At 68.0% G+C, this 19,285-nt stretch carries 15 protein-coding genes; 11 read left to right on the top strand and 4 right to left on the bottom strand.

The genetic code is table 11. The annotated features are described in order from the left end of the window. Window positions 1-99: 99 nt before the first annotated feature. The 4 genes from OQF70_RS03780 (at window position 100) to OQF70_RS03765 (ending at window position 4,616) form a co-directional block, all read left to right on the top strand. Complete coding sequence (locus tag OQF70_RS03780; RefSeq protein ID WP_280535932.1) at window positions 100-498, top strand: universal stress protein; 399 nt, start codon at window positions 100-102, stop codon at window positions 496-498. Between the two features lie 94 nt (window positions 499-592). Continuing rightward, window positions 593-1,939, top strand: coding sequence for an MmgE/PrpD family protein (locus OQF70_RS03775; protein WP_280535931.1), 1,347 nt, complete (start codon window positions 593-595; stop codon window positions 1,937-1,939). Between the two features lie 187 nt (window positions 1,940-2,126). Then, window positions 2,127-3,089: a hydroxyacid dehydrogenase gene (locus OQF70_RS03770; RefSeq protein WP_280535930.1), complete on the top strand. Its 963-nt coding sequence runs from the start codon at window positions 2,127-2,129 to the stop codon at window positions 3,087-3,089. Between the two features lie 594 nt (window positions 3,090-3,683). Next, window positions 3,684-4,616, top strand: coding sequence for a ketopantoate reductase family protein (locus OQF70_RS03765; protein ID WP_280535928.1), 933 nt, complete (start codon window positions 3,684-3,686; stop codon window positions 4,614-4,616). An 86-nt stretch (window positions 4,617-4,702) separates the two neighbouring features. Here OQF70_RS03765 and OQF70_RS03760 read toward each other — a convergent pair whose 3' ends face one another. Further along, window positions 4,703-4,927, bottom strand: a complete 225-nt coding sequence (locus OQF70_RS03760; protein WP_280535927.1) for a hypothetical protein — start codon at window positions 4,925-4,927, stop codon at window positions 4,703-4,705. Between the two features lie 279 nt (window positions 4,928-5,206). Here OQF70_RS03760 and OQF70_RS03755 point away from each other — a divergent pair, with 279 nt between their 5' ends. The 7 genes from OQF70_RS03755 to OQF70_RS03725 all read left to right on the top strand — a co-directional run bounded on the left by OQF70_RS03755 (window position 5,207) and on the right by OQF70_RS03725 (window position 14,382). Beyond that, window positions 5,207-6,055, top strand: a complete 849-nt coding sequence (locus OQF70_RS03755) for a CBS domain-containing protein (RefSeq protein ID WP_280535926.1) — start codon at window positions 5,207-5,209, stop codon at window positions 6,053-6,055. A gap of 3 nt (window positions 6,056-6,058) precedes the next feature. Beyond that, window positions 6,059-7,855 carry a glycine--tRNA ligase gene (gene glyS / locus OQF70_RS03750; protein WP_280535925.1) on the top strand — a complete coding sequence of 599 codons (1,797 nt, stop codon included), beginning with the start codon at window positions 6,059-6,061 and terminating at the stop codon, window positions 7,853-7,855. 5 nt (window positions 7,856-7,860) lie between these two features. Then, entirely contained in the window at window positions 7,861-8,511 is a 651-nt protein-coding gene (locus OQF70_RS03745; protein WP_280535924.1) for a dolichol kinase, read from the top strand. A gap of 95 nt (window positions 8,512-8,606) precedes the next feature. Beyond that, window positions 8,607-9,107, top strand: coding sequence for a TrkA C-terminal domain-containing protein (locus tag OQF70_RS03740; protein ID WP_280535923.1), 501 nt, complete (start codon window positions 8,607-8,609; stop codon window positions 9,105-9,107). A gap of 24 nt (window positions 9,108-9,131) precedes the next feature. After that, window positions 9,132-10,361, top strand: a complete 1,230-nt coding sequence (locus OQF70_RS03735; protein WP_280535921.1) for a cation:proton antiporter — start codon at window positions 9,132-9,134, stop codon at window positions 10,359-10,361. A gap of 128 nt (window positions 10,362-10,489) precedes the next feature. Continuing rightward, entirely contained in the window at window positions 10,490-12,742 is a 2,253-nt protein-coding gene (locus OQF70_RS03730; protein ID WP_280535920.1) for an NADP-dependent malic enzyme, read from the top strand. A gap of 128 nt (window positions 12,743-12,870) precedes the next feature. Further along, entirely contained in the window at window positions 12,871-14,382 is a 1,512-nt protein-coding gene (locus OQF70_RS03725) for a replication factor C large subunit (RefSeq protein ID WP_280535919.1), read from the top strand. 30 nt (window positions 14,383-14,412) lie between these two features. Here the strand turns inward: OQF70_RS03725 and OQF70_RS03720 are convergent, their stop codons facing one another. The 3 genes from OQF70_RS03720 to OQF70_RS03710 form a co-directional block, all read right to left on the bottom strand. Continuing rightward, window positions 14,413-15,828 (bottom strand): FAD-dependent oxidoreductase, encoded by a 1,416-nt coding sequence (locus tag OQF70_RS03720; protein ID WP_280535918.1) that lies wholly within the window; start codon window positions 15,826-15,828, stop codon window positions 14,413-14,415. A 48-nt stretch (window positions 15,829-15,876) separates the two neighbouring features. Further along, the gene (locus OQF70_RS03715) at window positions 15,877-16,803 is read right to left on the bottom strand and encodes a COX15/CtaA family protein (RefSeq protein WP_280535917.1); all 927 of its coding nucleotides are present in this window, start codon (window positions 16,801-16,803) and stop codon (window positions 15,877-15,879) included. Window positions 16,804-16,914: 111 nt separating this feature from the next. Then, window positions 16,915-19,140 (bottom strand): CDC48 family AAA ATPase, encoded by a 2,226-nt coding sequence (locus tag OQF70_RS03710; protein WP_280535916.1) that lies wholly within the window; start codon window positions 19,138-19,140, stop codon window positions 16,915-16,917. Between the last annotated feature and the right edge of the window lie 145 nt (window positions 19,141-19,285).

The raw sequence follows: 19,285 nt of genomic DNA, 5'->3' as shown, positions 1-19,285 counted from the left end.
CCGATCGTGCCGGGACGCCGTGCTCCGATCGTGCCGTCACCGCTGGTGGCCAACGATGACCCCCAACCGTTATTATGATCCGTCCTGTCGGTATCGGGTATGGTAATCGTGGTAGCCGTCGACGACGCGACCGATTCGGATCTCGTTACTGAAGGACGGACCCTTGCGGACGTGTTCGACGAGGAGCTTCACGTCGTTCACGTTCGCGACCGGGAGGAAGTGGAGGAGGCAAGCGGCGGCACGGAGACCGTTCTCGAGGGCGCCGAAAGCGACGCCGCGGACGTCGCCGCGGAGATGACCGACGAGTTCGTCCCGGTCGGCCGGATCGGGAACCCGGCACAGGAGCTCGTCAGCTACACGAACTCGATCGATGCCCGCTACCTCGTGGTCGGCGGCCGGAAGCAGACGCCGATCGGCAAGGCGTTGTTCGGCAGCGTGACGCAGTCCGTGCTGCTCTCGACGGAGATCCCGGTCGTGACCGTTCCGGCGGTGGAATGACCGACGAGATCCGGAGCCGGTCCGCCGACCGTGGTCCGCCGATCGTGGTCCGTGATAACGAAACGCTAATGTGACCGGACGGCGACTCCCGGGTATGGGAGAAACAGCCGTACTCTGTGAGTTCATCGAGTCGACGACCTACGACGACATCCCGGATCCGGTACTCGATCACGCCAAGACCGCGATCATGGACAACGTCGGGGTCTCGCTGTTCGGGGCCCACCACGAACTCGGCGACACGATCTACGACTACGTCGACGCTCACGGCGGAGACGGGGAGGCGACCGTGTATGCCCGTGAGTCGCGGTCGGCGCCGGCCGCCGCGCTCGCGAACGGGGCGTTCGGCCACGCCGTCGACTACGACGACACCTTCGAGTCGATCGTGATCCATCCGACCTCGCCCGTCTTCTCGGCGGCGTTGGCCGCCGCCGACGAGGTCGACGCCTCGAGCACCGACCTCCTCACCGGCTACGTCGTCGGCTGTGAGGTCGCCTACCGGGTCGGTCACAGTACGTATCCCGAACACTACCAGAACGGGTGGCACAGCACCGGCACCGCGGGATCGTTCGGTGCTGCCGCGGCGGCGGCGACGATCATGGACCTCGAGGGCGACGCGATTCCCAACGCGCTGGGGATCGTCGCCTCCGGATCCTCGGCGCTGAAGAAGAACTTCGGAACGATGACGAAGCCGCTGCACGCCGGTCACGCGGCACAGATCGGTGTTCGAGCCGCGCTGCTTGCCCGATCCGGATTCACGGCCGATACCGAGATCCTCGAGGGGAAGATCGGCTACAACCGCGTGATGACGATCGACGACGCCTACGACCCCGCCGAGATCACCGACGATCTCGGCTCGGAATGGGCGGTCCCCGACATCGGGTTCAAGCCGTACCCGTCCGGCGTGATCACCCACGCCGCGATGGACGCGATGCGCGATCTCGTCCGGGAACACGACCTCTCGCCCGAGACCGTCGAGGACGTCGTCGTGACCCTCGACGACGCGGCCAGCGAGATGCTCCACCACGAACAGCCGGATAACGCCCTGCAGGCGAAGTTCTCCATCGAGTTCTGCCTCGCCGCAGTGCTCCGTGAGGGCGACGCCGGCATTCACGAGTTCACCGACGAGTACGTCCAGGAGCCGGCGACGAAGGAGGCCGTTTCGATGGTGTCGCGTGCGTTCGAGGAGAACCTGTTCGACGAGGAGTTCGCGGGGTACGGCGCCATCGTCCGCGTGACCACCACGTCCGGTGAGAGTCTTCGCGGGGAGATGCAGTACGCACCGGGCAGCCCGAACAACCCGGTCAGCGAGGAGCGGCTTCAGGCGAAGTTCCGCGAGTGTGCCGAGACCCGACTCGACCCCGAGCGCGTCGACGACCTCGCGGAGACGATCCGGACCCTCGAGGACGCCGGCCTCGAGACGTTCCGCGAGCTCGTCGCCTGATCCGCGCCTGGCGCCGATCTCCGTCAGTTCTCCCCCGCTGTCGGCCCGCCCCGATATCGCCCACGCTGCTCCGATATCGCCCACGCTGCTCCGATATCGCCCACGCTGCTCCGATATCGCCCACGCTGCTCCGATATCGCCCGTGCTCCCCCGAACAGTTTTTACACGTGGGCGGTAATGGCGCCTCGTGAGCCACGACATCCTCAGTACGCGGTCGATCGATCGCGTCGAGTCGGCCTTCGACGGCGTCGACGTCCGCGTGATCGACAAGCAACGCTACGACCCCGAAACGCTCCGCGGCCACGTCGACGGCGCCGAGGGGCTGTTCGTCCACTCGGAAAACGAGTACGACGCCGACCTCATTCGAAACGCGCCGAACCTCAAAGCGATCGCGAAGCCGGGGTCGGGGATCGACAACATCGACGTCGAGACGGCCACCGAGGAGGGCGTCGTCGTCCTGCACACGCCCGGGATGAACGCAGTCGCGGTCTCGGAGTTCACCGTCGGCGCGATCCTCTCACACATCCGGCGCATTCCCGAGGCACAGGACCACATCGAGGCCGGCGGCTGGCGCTCAGAGGACTGGTGGGGGACGGAACTGCGCGGCAAGACCGTCGGCATCATCGGACTCGGGGCCGCCGGCTCCGAGACGGCGAAACGGATCCGCCCGTTCTGTGAGCGGATCGTCGCGTACGACCCCTATATCTCCGAGGAGCAGGCCGCCGACGTCGGCGCGGAGCTCGTCTCGTTCGACGACCTGCTCGCGACGTCGGACGTCATCTCGGTTCACGTCCGGCTCACCCCGGAAACGCGCGGGTTGATCGGCGCGGACGAACTCGACGCGATGCGGGAGTCGGCCCTCCTCGTCAACACCTCACGCGGTGCCGTGATCGACCGCGAGGCGCTCCACGACGCCCTCGAGGGGGTCCGGATCGGCGGCGCGGTGCTGGACGTGTTCCACGAGGAACCGCCGTCGCCGGACGACCCCGTGCTCGGCCGGGACGACACCCTCACGACGCCACACCTCGCCGGCGCCACCGTCGAGACGCGGACGATGATGCTCAACGTTACCGCGGAGAACCTCATCGACGTCCTCGAGGGGCGGGCGGTCGACGAGGAGTACGTCGCCAACCCGGACGTCCTCGAGTGAGATTTGCCGCGCCCCCCGGGAAGGGGCCGGATCGGGTATGCGGGATCGGGTATGTGGGATCGGGTGTGCGGGATCAGTATGATGGGGGATCGGTACTCCGATGACGAACGGACGTCCTTAGAAAAGTAATATAAAGACTATAGTTATCTAGTATATTATTTCAAATACTATATAAACAAAATAATATCCTCCTCCATCGATACCTCCCATAGCGACTGAGACACGTAGAAATCGGTAAACCCGTCCGCGAACTCCGATCGTCGTCGCCGATCGCGTCTCGATCGCTGGTCGTTGCTGCGCCCCGGATCGACGTGCCGAATACGCGCGTATTCCGGCGATCGGTGACGTCGACGCCGTCTCTGATGCGTCGGCGACGTCCGGAACGCCATCACATATGAGTACTAATATGTCTGGTTACAATTTTATATATAAATATGATACTTGCTCCGCTGAGGGAGTAGAGATCGGGGACCGGGGATCAGGGATTGAGGATCGATCGAGCGCATCACGGCTGGCCGCCCGCTTCGGGACCACCGATCGTTTTCGGCCCCTGGACCACCAACCGTTTTGCCGATCCACGTCGGATCCGGATGTATGCGGATCCTCGTCTTCGGCGCCGGCAGCCTCGGGAGCCTGGTCGGCGGGCTGCTCGCCAGAACCCACGACGTCACGCTCGTCGGTCGGGACCCACATATGCGCCGGGTTCGCGAGGACGGCCTCCGGATCGAGGGGGCGATCGAGGCACACACCCGTCCCCGCGCGCTCACGGACGGTACGGGCGAACGCGCCGACGTCGCGATCGTGACGACGAAGGCCGGCGACACCGACGCCGCGGCCCGCGTGCTCGCGACCGGTCGTTACGACACCGTGGTCTCCCTCCAGAACGGACTCACCGAGGAACGACTCCTCGCGGCGCTTGACACGCGCATCCTCGCGGGCACGGCCACCTACGGCGCCCGCCTGGTGGCGCCCGGACGCGTCGAGTGTACCGGCGTCGGGGAGGTGACGGTCGGGGCGCTCTCGGGGGGACAGGAGCCCGCCGCCGAGCGGGTCGCGTCGGCGTTCCGTGCCGCCGGGATCACGGCCGCCTCGGCGGCCGATATGCCCCGGCGTCGCTTCCGCAAGCTGGCGGTCAACGCCGGGATCAACGGGCCGACGGCGCTCGCCGACGTCGACAACGCCGCGGTGGCCGCCGGCCCCGCGAGTGAGGTCGCTCGCGAGGCGGCCTGCGAGGTCGCGGCGGTCGCCCGTGCCGAGGGGGTCGACCTCTCGAACGGCGACGCGCTCGCGGCCCTCGAACGCGTCGCGGACGCGACGGCGGCGAACCACTCCTCGATGCGGCAGGACCGGGCGGCCGAGCGCTCGACCGAGGTGGACGCGATCTACGGGGCGGCGATCGACCGCGGGGAGACCCACGGCGTCGAGACGCCGACCTGTCGAACGATCGCGGCGCTGGTTCGGGCGTGGGAACGCGAACGAGGTCTTCGACCGACCGACGCCGCCGGACGTGGACCCTCGCACCGCTGACGGCGTCGTCGCCGAGGACGGAGGCCGCTCTGTCGGTGGTGGTGGCTAAAGGGACGGTCGCCGCTATCCGCGGTCGCTACGAACGATCAGCACCACTCCTCGAGGACCGTGGCGGCGGACTCCTCGACCGACACCCACGCGTCCTCCCGGGAGACGTCCGCGATGACGAACTCCGACCGGGACGGGGTGGCGTCGATCGACGCCATTACGTCGGGTGATGACACCGGCTCGAGCGCGTCCCGCGCGTGCGGCAGCGGCGGGTCGCGTGGTTTGGTGTCCGGCTCGTCCCAGGGAGTGGAACTCCGTGACATGGTTGACATCAATTCGCACTCACATATAAACTCATCGAACCGAATCCACGAACCGCGGCGGTATACACGATCGTGGTGGACAAACGACGATCGAACACGTTTCCAAGCGTGTGAACGTGGTGTTTATCGTCCAATACTATCTTGATATTGAAACTGATACCGGACGGAGACGCCGATATCGGTCGAACCCCGACGGCACCGTGATCGAACGGTCGATACGGCGTGAGCCGTCGGGCGCCCTTCGCAGTATACAAGAGGTATGGTGGCGAAAGGCGGGCTATGAACGTAGCCGACGCGATGACGCCACGCTCCGATCTCGTGGTCGTCGAGATCCCCGGGACGCGCGACGACGTCCTCGAGTACATTCAGGACCACGGATTCTCTTCGGTTCCCGTCGTCAAGGAGACCGACTCGGGCGAGGTCTACCGCGGCCTGGTCTCCCGCGACGACCTGATCGATCATCCCGACGAGGACCAGCTTGCGATGTTGATGCGGGAGGTCCCGACGACCGGCGCCGACGTGGACATCCGGGAGGCGGCCGCCGTGATGGTCGCCGAGGACGCACGTCGCCTGCCGGTCGTCGACGGTGACGCGCTCGTGGGGATCCTCACCGTGACCGACGTCGTTCGCGCCATCGCGCGCGAGGACGTCGACGGGGACGCCGCGGTCGGCGACCTCGCGACGCCGTCGGTCAACGCGACCTACGTCGACGCGCCGCTCCCGGTGGCCGAACGCGAGATCGGCCTTTCGGCCGTTCCGTACGCGGTCGTCCTCGACGACGACGCGACGATGGCCGGGATCCTCACCGAGGTCGACATCCTCGCGGTCGCTCGCGTCGTCGAGGGCGAGGAGGGCACCGGCGACAGCTTCGCCAACCAGGACGACGACTGGGCCTGGGAGGGGATCAAGGCGGTCGGCAACCGGTATCTCCCGACGCGCAACGTCGAACTGCCGGTCGGCCCCGTCAGCGAGTTCATGACCGCCGACGTCGTGACGGTCTCGGGGCGGCGGACCGCCGCGGCGACCGCCCAGAAGATGATCTCCAACGACGTCGAACAGATCCCGATCGTCAGTGGCGGCGAGCTCGCCGGCATCGTTCGGGACGTCGACCTGCTGGAGGGGCTGTAAGCGATGGCCGGCGAGCAGCTCATCGAGCTGGCGAAGCGCCGGGGGTTCTTCTTCGGCTCGAACGGCGCCTACGGCGGGACGGCCGGCTTTTACACCTTCGGCCCGCGCGGCGCCGCGCTCAAGCGAAACGTCGAGGACGCCTGGCGCGACCGGTTCACGCTCAAGGAGGGCAACCACGAGATCGAGGCCCCGACCGTGATGCCCGAGCCCGTCTTCGAGGCGTCGGGCCACCTCGACGGGTTCGACGACATGCTCGTCGAGTGCGGCGAGTGTGGGGTCTCCCACCGCGCCGACCACCTCATCGAGGACGCAACGTCGATCGCTGACGCGGAGACGCTACCCAGCTCGGAGGTCGAGCTGCTCATCCGCGACCACGACATCGCCTGTCCGAACTGCGGGACGCCGCTTGCGGGCCAGGACGTCGAGGATTTCAACCTGATGTTCTCGACGAACATCGGCCCCGGCGACGCACAGCCCGGATACCTTCGTCCGGAGACCGCACAGGGCATCTTCGTCGAGTTCCCGCGGATCAAGGCGTACGCCCGCGGACAGCTCCCGTTCGGAGTCACCCAGATCGGCCCAGCCTACCGCAACGAGATCTCGCCGCGGGGCGGCCTCCTGCGGCTCCGTGAGTTCACCCAGGCCGAGCTCGAGCAGTTCATCGACCCCGAGGACGACGACCCGCCGCTCGACCGCGTCGCCGACGTCGACGTCCGGCTCTATCCGGCCGCCGCACAGGAGGCCGACGACGGGACGTACCTCGACACGACGGTCGGCGAGGCGGTCGCCGACGGCGTCATCGGCTCGGCGTGGGTCGGCTACTACCTCGGCGTCGCGCAGGAGTGGTACGAACGGATCGGGGTCGATATGGACCGGTTCCGCTTCCGGCAGCACCTCCCGGGCGAGCGTGCCCATTACGCGGCCGACTGCTGGGATGCCGAAAGCGAGGTCGACGGCGACTGGATCGAGATCGCCGGCTTCGCCGACCGGGGCACCTACGACCTCTCGAAACACGACGCCCACGCCGACGACTCCTTCACCGTCTTCAAGCGGTACGACGAGCCCAAGACGGTCGAGCGGGCGACGGTCGACCCCGACATGTCCGTGCTCGGTCCCGAGTTCGGCGGGGACGCCGGTGCGGTCGCCGAGGCGCTCGAGACGCTGGCCGAACGCGACCCTGACGCCTTCGATGCCGAGACGGTGACCGTCGATCTTCCGGATGACGACGCCGCCACCGTCGAGACGGACGTCGCGAACTTCTCGATCGAGACGGAGACGGAGACCGGCGAACACATCATCCCGAGCGTCATCGAGCCCTCGTTCGGGATCGGCCGGATCGTCCAGACGGTCCTGGCGCACGCCTACACCGTCGACGAGATCGACGGCGAGGAGCGCACGTACCTCGAGCTTGCGCCCGAGATCGCACCGGTCGACGTCGCGGTGTTCCCGCTCGTGAGCAACGACGACCGCTTGGTCGATCTCGCCGACCGAATCGCCGGGGACCTCCGCGGCCACGGGCTCTCGGTGGCCCACGACGATTCCGGATCGATCGGCCGGCGCTACCGACGGCAGGACGAGATCGGCACGCCGTTTTGCGTCACGGTCGACCGCGACGGACTCGAGGGCGATGGCCCCGATTCGGTCACGGTTCGCGAGCGTGACGCGGCGAGACAGGTCCGAGTCCCGGTCGACGCGCTCGCGGAGGAACTGGCCGCGCTGCTCGGCGACGGCGGCGCGGCGAGCTTCGAGACCCTTCTCGAACGGTACGACTCGGTCGAGACGGACGTCGAGGCCGCCTGAGGCGGATGCCGGCCCCCCGACCCGAGAGCGAGAGCGACCACGATTCGGGTTCAGCCGGCTGGCGCGACCGGATAGAGCTGGAGCGCCGGCTCGTTCACGCGGGCGGGGCCTTTTATGTCGCGCCGTATCTGCTGGGATGGATCGACTGGCCCGAAACGCGGATCCTCCTGCTTGCCGGGCTGTGTGTCGTCGCAGTCCTCGAGTTCTTTCGACTCGGGATCGGGCGCGACCACGCGATCTTTCGGACGCTGACGCGCCCCTACGAGCGGGACAACGTCGCGGGATACGCGCTCTACCAGCTGAGTATGACCGGCGTCGTGGTCTGGTTTTCCCCGTCGATCGCCATCCCCACGCTGTGGATGCTGGCGCTTGGCGATCCGGTGAGCGGCGCGCTCGGAAGGAACGCAGCCGACGAGTACAAACGCCCGGCGGTCTGGGTCATCACCTTCCTCGTCTGTGTCGCCGTCGCCGTCCCGATCACGGTCCCGGCGTTCGGACCCACGATCGGCGCCCTCGCGGCGGTCGTCGGCGCGATCGGTGCGACGATCGCCGATGGGCTTCCGCCGCTGATCCGCGGCCAGCCCGTCGACGACAACCTCACGATCCCGCTGTTCGCCGCGACTGGGATCTGGACCGTCGTCGCGGTCCTTGGGTGATGGATCGGCCGCGGCGGCCTCGTGGATGACTGTCCGATCCACGGACGCCGCCGGACCGCGTCCCTTTATGAATCCCTTCGCCCAACGATCGTGATATGACGGTCACAGAGACGGAACTTCCCGGCGTCGGGAAGAAACACGAGATCGACCTCGGCGACGGGGAGACGCTCGTGGTCCTGACACACAACAGCGGCCGCCGGGAGGTTTATAAACGACCGAGTCCGGACGCGGACTCCGAGAAGCTCTTTGACCTCCCCGATCAGCTGGCTCGGACCGTCGGAACGATCCTCGAGGGCGCCTACTTCCAGCCCGTCGAACACGACGTGCAGGAGGCGATGCTGCCCGGCGGCGCGATGCTGGAGTGGTTCGAGGTCACTGAGGACTCCTCGGTCGTGGGCAAGACCCTCGGGGAGATGGACTTTCGCGCCGAGACGGGCGCATCGGTCGTGACGATCCAACGGGGCGAATCCGAGGTCATCGCCAGCCCCGGCCCGGACACCGCCCTCGCGGTCGGTGACACCCTCATCGTCGTCGGCGACCGCGAGAGCGTCGAGGCGCTGGGCGAGCACCTCGGTCGACCGGTCGACGAACGGTGATCGACGCCGTGACGGAGAGTCCCGATGGCGGCTGAATCCCTGCTGTTCGAGGTCGGCGTCCTCTTTGCGGCGGTGGCGCTCGTGGGCGCGCTCGCGAGCCGGCTCGGCCAGTCGGTCATCCCCTTTTATATTCTCGCCGGGATGGCGCTGAGCCCGTTCGTGCTTGGAAACGCCTCGATCCCCATCGTCGGCGGCTGGTACGTCCAGGAGACGGCCTTCGTCTCCCTCGGTGCGGAACTCGGGATCGTCTTTCTGTTGTTCTTCCTCGGGCTGGAGTTCAACCTTGACCGACTGATCGAGAGCAAAGACCGGATCGGTCGCGCCGGGACGATCGACCTGGTCGTCAACTTCGGCATCGGGCTGGTGCTCGGCTACGTCCTCTTCGGCGCGGCCCTTCCCGCCGTCCTGTTCGCGGGGATCGTCTACATCTCCTCGTCGGCCATCATCACGAAGTCGCTCATCGACCAGGGGTGGATCGCCAACGACGAGGCCGGCCCGATCCTCGGAACGCTCGTCTACGAGGACCTGTTCATCGCGGTCTATCTCGCGGTGGTCTCCGCGGTTATCCTCGGCGGCGGTGATCTGCGCGCGGCGGCGACCTCGGTCGGGGTCTCGATCGGCTTCATCCTCCTGCTGCTCGCGCTCGTCGTCTACGGGAGCGCCCCGTTCGAGCGGCTGCTCGCGACCGATTCGAGTGAGTTCTTCCTGCTGCGGGCGATCGGGGTCACGGTCTTCGTCGCCGGCGCCGCGCTCGCGCTCGGCGTCAGCGAGGCGGTGGCGGCCTTCTTCGTCGGGATGACCTTCTCGGCGACGAGCCACGTCGACCGGCTCGAACACCGCCTGGAACCGATCCGGGACGCCTTCGCCGCCGTCTTCTTCTTCTGGATCGGTCTCGTGACCGATCCCTCGCTGTTCGGCGGCGTCGTCGGCCTCGTCGCGGTCGCAGTGATCGTGACGACACCGGCGAAGTTCGTCTCCGGCTATCTCGGCGGGCGCGTGTACGACCTCGGCACCCGGCGATCGACGCGCGTCGGGCTCGGGATGGTCACCCGCGGGGAGTTCTCGCTCATCATCGCCTCGGTCGCGCTCGCGGAGGGGACCCGCCTTGCCGGTTCGGTCGCCGACGAGATATACGCGTTCACGGTCGCGTACGTGCTCTGTATGAGCGTCATCGGAACGATGCTGATGCAGTATTCGGCGCCGTTCGAGCGGCTCCTCGTCGACCGCCTCGGCGATGGCGTGACCGGTCGATGACCTCAGCGATGGCGTGACCGGCCGATGACCTCAGCGACGGCGTGACCGGTGACATATTTCGACGATCGTCGACGTTCAATATCGACGGTATCGGTTACCTTTTTGGTCGCTCGCCGGAAGCGGTGAGTATGGGAATGGACGACGACGCGCGGGAGTACCACCGGAGCGAGCCGCCGGGGAAGATCGAGATCGCGACGACCAAGCCGACGAACACCCAGCGGGACCTGAGTCTCGCCTACTCGCCGGGCGTGGCTGCCCCGTGTCTGGACATCGAGGCGGATCCCGACCGGATCTTCGAGTACACGGCGAAGGGGAACCTGGTCGGCGTCGTCTCGAACGGCTCGGCCGTGCTTGGACTCGGCGACATCGGCGCGGGCGCCTCAAAGCCCGTGATGGAGGGGAAGGGCGTCCTCTTCAAGCGGTTCGCCGACATCGACGTCTTCGACGTGGAGCTGGACATCACCGATCCGGACGCGTTCGTCGAGAGCGTCGCCGCGATGGAGCCGACCTTCGGCGGGATCAATCTGGAGGACATCAAGGCGCCCGAATGCTTCGAGATCGAGAGCCGGCTCCGTGATCGGATGGACATCCCCGTCTTCCACGACGACCAACACGGCACCGCGATCATCTCCGGGGCTGCGCTGCTCAACGCCCTCGAGGTCACCGGCAAGGACATCGAGAACGTCGAGATCGTCTTCTCGGGCGCCGGTGCCTCCGCGATCGCCACCGCCCGCTTTTACGTCTCGCTTGGCGCCCGCAAGGAGAACATCACGATGTGTGACTCCACGGGCATCATCACCGAGCAACGGGCCGAGAACGACGAACTCAACGAGTTCAAACGCGAGTTCGCCCGCGACGTCCCCGAGGGCGACCTCGCGGACGCGATGGCGGGCGCGGACGTCTTCGCCGGCCTTTCCGTCGGCGGAATCGTCTCCCAGGAGATGGTTCGGTCGATGGCCAGCGATCCGATCCTCTTCGCGATGGCCAATCCCGACCCGGAGATCACCTACGACGACGCGAAGGGCGCCCGCGACGACACGGTGATCATGGCGACCGGCCGGTCGGATTACCCGAACCAGGTGAACAACGTCCTCGGGTTCCCGTTCCTCTTCCGGGGCGCCCTCGACGTCCGCGCGACCGAGATCAACGAGGAGATGAAACGCGCCGCCGCGGAGGCCCTCGCGGAGCTCGCGCGCCAGGACGTCCCCGACGCGGTCGTGAAGGCCTACGGCGACGACCCGCTCCAGTTCGGCCCCCAGTACCTCATCCCGAAACCGCTCGACCCACGCGTCCTCTTCGAGATCGCTCCGGCCGTCGCGCAGGCGGCGATGGACTCCGGTGCGGCCCGAACGGCCGTCGACGTCGCCCAGTACCGCGAGCGTCTGGAGGCCCGGCTCGGCAAGTCCCGGGAGATGATGCGCGTCGTGTTGAACAAGGCGAAAAGCGACCCCAAACGCGTCGCGCTCGCGGAGGGAACCGACGAGAAGATGATCCGTGCGGCCTACCAGCTTACCGAACAGCGGATCGCCGAGCCGGTCCTGCTCGGCGACGCCGACGAGATCCGCCGGACCGCCCAGCGGCTCGGGCTCTCCTTCGATCCGGAGATCGTCGACCCCAGCGAGCGCAGCCTCGAACCCTACGCCGACCGGCTCCACGAGATCCGCAAGCGCAAGGGCATCACCCGGACCGAGGCCGGCGAACTGGTCCACCGTGACACCAACTACCTCGGCAGCGTAATGGTCGAGCGCGGCGACGCCGACGCCCTCCTCACCGGGCTCACCCACCATTATCCCTCCGCGCTGCGTCCGCCGCTGCAGGTGATCGGCTCGGCCGAGGACACCGAGCACGTCGCCGGCGTCTACCTGCTCACCTTCAAAAACCGGGTCGTGTTCTGTGCGGACACGACGGTCAACCAGAACCCCGACGAGGAGGTGCTCGCGGAGGTGACCAAACACACCGCCGATCTGGCCCGCCGGTTCAACGTCGAGCCGCGCGCCGCGATGCTGTCCTACTCCAACTTCGGCAGCGTCGAGAACGAGGGCACCCGCAAGCCCCGGCAGGCCGTCGAGGCGCTCCACGAGGACCCCGAGGTTGATTTCCCGGTCGACGGCGAGATGCAGGCGGACACCGCCGTCGTCGAGGACATCCTCGAGGACACCTACGAGTTCTCCGAGCTCGACGAGCCGGCGAACGTGCTCATCTTCCCGAACCTCGAGTCCGGCAACATCGGCTACAAGCTGCTCCAGCGCCTCGGCGGCGCCGAGGCGATCGGTCCGATGCTCGTCGGGATGGACGAGCCCGTCCACGTCCTCCAGCGCGGCGACGAGGTGAAGGACATCGTGAACCTCGCCGGCGTCGCCGTCGTCGACGCACAGGAGTAGGTCCGGTCGGCGCGTCGTGAACCGGTTCGCCGGTCCGGCCCGACCGGCCCCCACCGTGGAACCGTCCTCGGACACGCCCGGCCTGCCGCTCCGAAACCACTAACCGCACCTCCCCCCTTGCCTCGACAATGAGCGACTGGACGGAGACGTACCGCCCGACGAGCCTCTCGGAGGTGCGCGGCAACGACGAGGCGGTCTCGGCGCTTTCCGAGTGGGCCGACGCGTGGGACGACCACCGCGAGGCGGTGGTCGTCCACGGCAGCCCCGGGATCGGCAAGACGAGCGCGGCCCACGCGCTGGCGGCCGACCGCGGGTGGGAGACCGTCGAGCTCAACGCCTCCGACAAACGGACCGGGGACGTGATCGAGCGCTTCGCGGGTCGGGCGGCCAAGAACGCCACCCTGGGTGGCAGCGCGGCCGGCGGCGGCGCGGCCGGCGGCGACACCGAGAGCCGCCAGCTCGTCATCGTCGACGAGGCCGACAACATCCACGGCAACTACGACCGGGGGGGTGCCTCCGCGATCACCGACCTCGTGAAGGAGGCGGGCCAGCCGATCGTCCTCATCGCGAACGACTACTACGAGATGTCCCGCGGGCTCAGGAACGCCTGTCAGGAGATCGAGTTCCGGGACGTCTCCGCGCGGTCGATCGTCCCCGTCCTGCGTGACATCTGTCGGCGGGAGGACGTCGCCTTCGAGTCCGACGCGCTCGAGCGGATCGCCGAGCAAAACGCCGGCGACCTCCGAGGTGCCGTCAACGACCTTCAGGCGATCGCGGAGGGGCGCAACCGGATCGAGCTCGCGGACGTGGTCACCGGCGACCGCGATCGGTCGCTGGGGATCTTCCCGTTTCTCGACGCCGTCCTGAAGGAGGAGGGCGCTCAGGAGGCGCTCGAGTCGGCCTACGCCGTCGACGAGACGCCCGACGACCTCACGAAATGGATCGAGGGCAATCTCCTGAAGACCTACGACGCCGCCGAGGCCACGCGCGCCTACGACTTCCTCGCGAACGCCGACGTCTGGCTGGGCCGTGTCCGCGCCACGCAGAACTACTCCTACTGGCGATACGTCACCGACAACGCCGCCGCAGGCGTCGCCGCAGCCCGCGACGGCACCGCCGGCGGCTGGACGCGCTGGGGACGACCGCAGTTTTGGCCCTCCTCGGACGCGACCGTCGACGAGATCGTCCAACGGATCGCCGCCGCCGAGGGCTGCAGTATGGCGACCGCCCGGCTGCAGGTCCTCCCCTTCCTCGCCACGATGACCCACCACTGCTCGCCCCGGGATCTGACCGTCCGGATGGCCGCCGCCTACGACCTCGATGCCGCCGGGGTGTCGGCCATCACCGGTTCCGGCGAGTCGACGAACAAGGTCGCGTCCATCGTCGAGGACGCCCAGGACCGCCGCGAGGAGTTGCTCGAGGAACACGCCGCCGGCGCCTTCGCCGGGGTCCCGAACCGGGACGACGGCGATGCTGATGGGACGGCAACCGAGGCTGCCGTGGCGACCGAAGCTGACGCGCCCGATGACGAGGCGACTGCTGGCGACGACGGGAGTACCGGTGACGGCGATGCTGCTGGTGGCGACGCTCCCGATGACGACGGCGACGACGACCAGCTTGGGCTCGGCGACTTCGCTTGATCCGCCGGCATCGAGCGACCACGACCCGCGTCAGCGCCTTGGATCGTCCGCGAACCGCGCGGGCGTGACCGCGTCGTGGTGGGCGGTCATCTCGCCGTCGACGAGTCGACGGGCCAGGATATCGCCGACTGCGGGGGCAAGCTGGATGCCAGATCCGGTGACCGCAAGCGAGAGCCCCTTGACCGCCGTCGGTCCGACGATCGGCGCACCGTCCGGTGTTTTCGTCCCGATCCCGACCCACTCGTCCGTCAGCGTCGCGTCAGCGAGCAGCGGAACCAACCGCTCCGCCCACCGGAGCGCCGTTCGTCGCTCGGCGTCCCGGGGCGTGTTCGAACCCGTCGACGGGTCCCGGAGCGCCCCGCCGTCGCTCCCGTGTTCGTCGGATCGCCCGTTCTCGTTCCCATCCCCGTCACCGTCGCGTCGCGGCGTGTACGTGACCAGCACGCGGTCCCGCCGTTTCGGGTGGATGCCGACCGACGACTCGTGCGACTTGATCATCGGCAGCGTGTACGGGAGCGGTCGGTCGAGTTTCAGTGAGAACACCGGCGAGCGGACGTGCTCGACCGGAATCTCGATCCCCGCGGTCGCCGCGAGCCCGGGGTTCCACGGCCCCGCCGCACAGATCACGTTCCGCGTCTCGACGACGGTCGTGGTCGAGTTCGTATCCGGACCCGTGCTCGTTCCCGCATCCGAAGTCGCGCGCGCTCCCGCGTTCGAAGCCGCGTTCGTCTCCGTGCGCCCGGCTGGCCGCGTCTCGATCCCGACCACGCGCCCTTCCGCGGTGTGGATCCCGGTTACTTCGGTCTCCGATTCGACCGTGACGCCGTTCTCTTTCGCCCGTTCGAGCAGCTCGCGGGCCAGCTCCCCGGCACCCAGCGTGTCGTCGCCGCTGACGTAGCCGAACTCGGGACGGTACAGCGCCCCCTCGAGTATCTCGTCGTTCACCGGCGGCACGAGCAGCCGGCCTCGGATCTCCTCGCCCGGAACGAACGCCGCGGTGCCGTGAGTGAGCGTCGCCGCATCGATCCCCTCGATCGCCGTCGACGCCGGTACGTCGTCGTCCGTCCGCCCCTCTGCCGCGATCGCCAGCCGTGCGAAGCCCGCGGCGACGTCCGGATCGGTCGTCACCCTGAGCCGGCCCGCGCCGCGGTACTGCGGTGCCGTGGTCGGGTCGTCGAGGAGGTCGTTGTACAGGCGGATGCCGTACGCGCGCAGCTCGTAGAGCGGCTCCGGTCCCGCGACGCCGATCATCGCGGTCGACTTCCGCGTCGTCTCTCCGCCCGGCTCGCCGCGCTCGTAGACGGTGATCGGCTCGTCGGTCCGCTCGCTCAGGTGAAAGGCGACGCTCGCGCCGACGATTCCGCCGCCGACGACCGCGAACGCCGTTTCCTCGGCATCGGCCGGTCCGGGCTCACCGTCGGCGGATCCGTGGTCGTCCCCGGTCATTCGGGGTTCTCCTCGGCTTCATCGTGGTCGGCACCGCTCATCCGGCACTCACTCGCCCCGCGAAGCGGTGCCGCCGACCGACCCGGACCCCGATTCGGGCGGTCGGTCGACCCCGGCAAGCGTCCACCTCGCCGCGGCGGTGGCGACCACGACGACCGCCAACAGGAGTCGGTTGACGCTCTCCCAGAATCCGGGGTAGATCACGAGGTCGCGACCCAACAGGAGGGTCACGAACAGCGCGGCCAGCGCGACGGCGGCCAGCGTCCGCACGCGACGGGCGGTTTGGTCGGCGATCGTCGTCGCCGGCGTCCGGAGGGCCAGCGCGAGGAGACCGAGAAACCCGACGAGCGACCACAGGTAGAACGCAGCCTGTGCGCCCGGCGAGTAGGTCACGAGCGGCACCGCCCGCGAGAAGAGTGCGCCGAGGAGGACGCCGCCCAGGCCGGCGCCCGCCGCGATCCGGAGCGTTCGAGGGCCGGCGGTCGTCGACCCGCCGCCGTCCCTGCCGGTCCCCTCGTCGGTCCGTCCGAGTAGAACCACCCCGAGCAGTGTCACGATCGTCAACGCGACGATCAGGTGGGCGGCGTGCGTCGAGACGGTGTATCCGCCCGGCACCAGGCCGCCGATCGTCACCGTGACCGCGCCGACGAGGATCTGGACGGGGAGGATCACCACCGCGAGCGTGGCCGCGATCCGCGTCCGGCGCGGGACGTCGTCGATCCACGTCCACCCCGCGAGGCCGATGATCAGGAAGCCGGTGACCATCGCCCACACGCGGTGGAACCACTCGATGAAGTCCGGGTTGATCGTCAGCGTCGGGATCAACTGGTCGGAACACAGCGGCCACTGGGCCTGGCAGGCGAGTCCGGACCCGGTGCCGGACGTGTAGACGCCGAGTGCAACGAGTATCGTCGTCATCGCCGTCGTCACGGCGGCATAGCGTCCGAACGTGAGCCAGGACGGCCGGTAACTCATACCCGGGAATCGGGTGTGCGCGTACTTAGGCGGTTCGACGCTCCCCCGCGCGTGGGAACGCGTCCGAACGTGGTTCGTGGCCGTCGCGGGTACCCTCGGTGACCGTTCCGATCACTGGAAGCCGATGCGGCCGCTCCCGCCGCGCTCGCCGAGGGCCTGCTGGCCGCCGGTGAACTGCTGTTCGACGTCCTCGTAGTAGGCCATGATGTCGTCGGTGATCGTGGGCCGGACCGACTCCATGGCGCGCCGGAAGTGCTTCATCTCGACCTCCGTGGCCTCGTCGTCGTCGCGTAGCGCCTCGATCGCCGCCTCGCGGGTGATCCCCTCGAGGTCGGATCCGACGTAGCCGTCGGTGATCTCGGCGATCTCACGCAGGCTGACGTCGGGGGCCAGCGGGGTGTCCGCCGTGTGGATCCGGAGGATCTGCTCGCGTCCCTCCTCGTCAGGTTGGCCGACCATCACGAGCCGGTCGAAACGGCCGGACCGCAACAGGGCCGTGTCGATCATGTCCGGCCGGTTGGTCGCGCCGATCACCATCACGTTCTCCATCTCCTCGAGGCCGTCCAGCTCGGTGAGCAGCTGGTTGACGACGCGCTCGGAGACGTTGTTGCCCATCTCCTGGCCCCGCGAGGGCGCAAGCGAGTCGAGCTCGTCGAAGAAGACGATCGTCGGCGAGACCTGCCGGGCCTTCCGGAAGGTCTGGCGGATCGCCTTCTCGGACTCGCCGACCCACTTCGAGAGCAGCTGCGGGCCCCGCACCGAGATGAAGTTGGCGTTCGTCTCGTTGGCCACGGCCTTCGCCATCAGCGTCTTGCCGGTGCCGGGCGGGCCGTACAGCAGGACGCCCTTGGGCGCCTCGACGCCCATCCGGTCGAACTTCTCGGGTGAGGAGAGCGGCCACTCGACGGCCTCCTCGATCTGCTGTTTGGCCTCGTCGAGCCCGCCGACGTGGTCCCAGGATATCTTCGGCAGCTCCACGAGCACCTCCCGCATCGCCGAGGGTTCGACCTCGTTGAGCGCGCCGGCGAAGTCATCGCGTTTGACGATCATCCGGTCGATGAGGCTCGGCGGGACCTCCTCCTCGTCGAGGTCGATCTCCGGAAGGTAGCGCCGCAGCGCCTTCATCGCGGCCTCCTTCGTGAGGCTCTCGATGTCGGCGCCGACGAAGCCGTGGGTGTCGTCGGCCAGCCCGTCCATGTCGACGTCGTCCGATAGCGGCATTCCGCGGGTGTGGATCTGGAGGATCTCCTTGCGGCCGACCTCGTCGGGCACGCCGATCTCGATCTCGCGGTCGAAGCGGCCGGGACGGCGTAGGGCCGGGTCGACCGAGTCGACGCGGTTGGTCGCGGCGATGACGATCACCTGACCGCGCGTCTCCAACCCGTCCATCATCGTGAGCAGCTGTGCGACGACCCGGCGTTCGACCTCGCCGGTGACGTCCTCGCGTTTGGGCGCGATCGAGTCCAGCTCGTCGATGAAGACGATCGAGGGCGACTCCTCCTTGGCGTCCTCGAAGATCTCACGGAGCTGCTGTTCGGATTCGCCGTAGTATTTCGAGATGATCTCCGGGCCCGCGATCGAGAAGAACGAGGCCGACGTCTCGTTGGCGACCGCCTTCGCGAGCAGCGTCTTGCCGGTGCCGGGCGGGCCGTGCAGCAGGACGCCTTGGGGCGGCTCGATGCCGAGCTTCTTGAAGATCTGCGGGTGCTTCATCGGGAGCTCGACCATCTCCCGGACGCGCTGGATCTCGTTTTGGAGGCCGCCGATGTCCTCGTAGGTGATGCCGCCGCCGGCCTTCTCGAACCCCGAGATGGGCTCCTCGCGCAGCTCGACGTCGGTGTCCTCCGTGATCAGACAGACGCCCTCCGGCTCGGTCTCCACCGCGATGAGCGGGATCGCCTGGCCGGGCGAGCGCATGAACGGATGATTCGTCGAGCTCATCACGGGGACGATGTCGCGCTCGACGACCGGCCGCTTGAGGATCTGGCGTTTGACCATCCCGGCGGCGTCGGAGCCGAACTGCACCGACGCCTCCTCGGGCGGCGCCAGCACCAGCTTGTCGGCCTTTTCCGCCTCCGCCTTCCGGATGGTGACGCGCTCGCCGATGCCGACGTCCGCGTTCTGTCGCGTGAACCCATCGATCCGGACGGTGTCGGTGTTCCAGTCCTGGCGATCGGCGCGCCACACCTTCGCGGCGGTGGTCTCGGCGCCGTCGATCTCGATGATGTCGCCGGGGGAGAGTTTCAGATGTAACAGCGTATCGGGGTCGAGTCTGGCGATTCCGCGACCCGAGTCGTTCGGGTACGCCTTCGCCACTTCGAGTTGAACTTCGTTCATGATTGACTCGCGGGGAGTATCCGTGATTCTTCGCGGTTCGGGGTTAAGCCTGTTGCTCCCGTCGATCGCGGCCGATCTCCGGGCGATCCGACGGTCACACGAACCCGATCGTGTGTCATCATATATCACGGTATGGGGAGGGGAT

This window comes from Halopenitus sp. POP-27, from assembly GCF_029889855.1.
Lineage (GTDB): Archaea > Halobacteriota > Halobacteria > Halobacteriales > Haloferacaceae > Halopenitus > Halopenitus malekzadehii.
Note: the sequence above shows the minus strand (reverse complement) of the source record. Positions and strands in the feature narration are given on the sequence as shown.

Excerpts from the sequence above, each read along its gene's own strand:
- glyS (WP_280535925.1), top strand. The coding sequence starts at position 6,059 with ATGGCCGGCGAGCAGCTCATCGAGCTGGCGAAGCGCCGGGGGTTCTTC.
- OQF70_RS03720 (WP_280535918.1), bottom strand. The coding sequence starts at position 15,828 with ATGACCGGGGACGACCACGGATCCGCCGACGGTGAGCCCGGACCGGCC.
- OQF70_RS03715 (WP_280535917.1), bottom strand. The coding sequence starts at position 16,803 with ATGAGTTACCGGCCGTCCTGGCTCACGTTCGGACGCTATGCCGCCGTG.
- OQF70_RS03760 (WP_280535927.1), bottom strand. The coding sequence starts at position 4,927 with ATGTCACGGAGTTCCACTCCCTGGGACGAGCCGGACACCAAACCACGC.
- OQF70_RS03775 (WP_280535931.1), top strand. The coding sequence starts at position 593 with ATGGGAGAAACAGCCGTACTCTGTGAGTTCATCGAGTCGACGACCTAC.
- OQF70_RS03755 (WP_280535926.1), top strand. The coding sequence starts at position 5,207 with ATGAACGTAGCCGACGCGATGACGCCACGCTCCGATCTCGTGGTCGTC.
- OQF70_RS03710 (WP_280535916.1), bottom strand. The coding sequence starts at position 19,140 with ATGAACGAAGTTCAACTCGAAGTGGCGAAGGCGTACCCGAACGACTCG.
- OQF70_RS03735 (WP_280535921.1), top strand. The coding sequence starts at position 9,132 with ATGGCGGCTGAATCCCTGCTGTTCGAGGTCGGCGTCCTCTTTGCGGCG.
- OQF70_RS03765 (WP_280535928.1), top strand. The coding sequence starts at position 3,684 with ATGCGGATCCTCGTCTTCGGCGCCGGCAGCCTCGGGAGCCTGGTCGGC.
- OQF70_RS03740 (WP_280535923.1), top strand. The coding sequence starts at position 8,607 with ATGACGGTCACAGAGACGGAACTTCCCGGCGTCGGGAAGAAACACGAG.
- OQF70_RS03725 (WP_280535919.1), top strand. The coding sequence starts at position 12,871 with ATGAGCGACTGGACGGAGACGTACCGCCCGACGAGCCTCTCGGAGGTG.
- OQF70_RS03730 (WP_280535920.1), top strand. The coding sequence starts at position 10,490 with ATGGGAATGGACGACGACGCGCGGGAGTACCACCGGAGCGAGCCGCCG.
- OQF70_RS03780 (WP_280535932.1), top strand. The coding sequence starts at position 100 with ATGGTAATCGTGGTAGCCGTCGACGACGCGACCGATTCGGATCTCGTT.
- OQF70_RS03745 (WP_280535924.1), top strand. The coding sequence starts at position 7,861 with ATGCCGGCCCCCCGACCCGAGAGCGAGAGCGACCACGATTCGGGTTCA.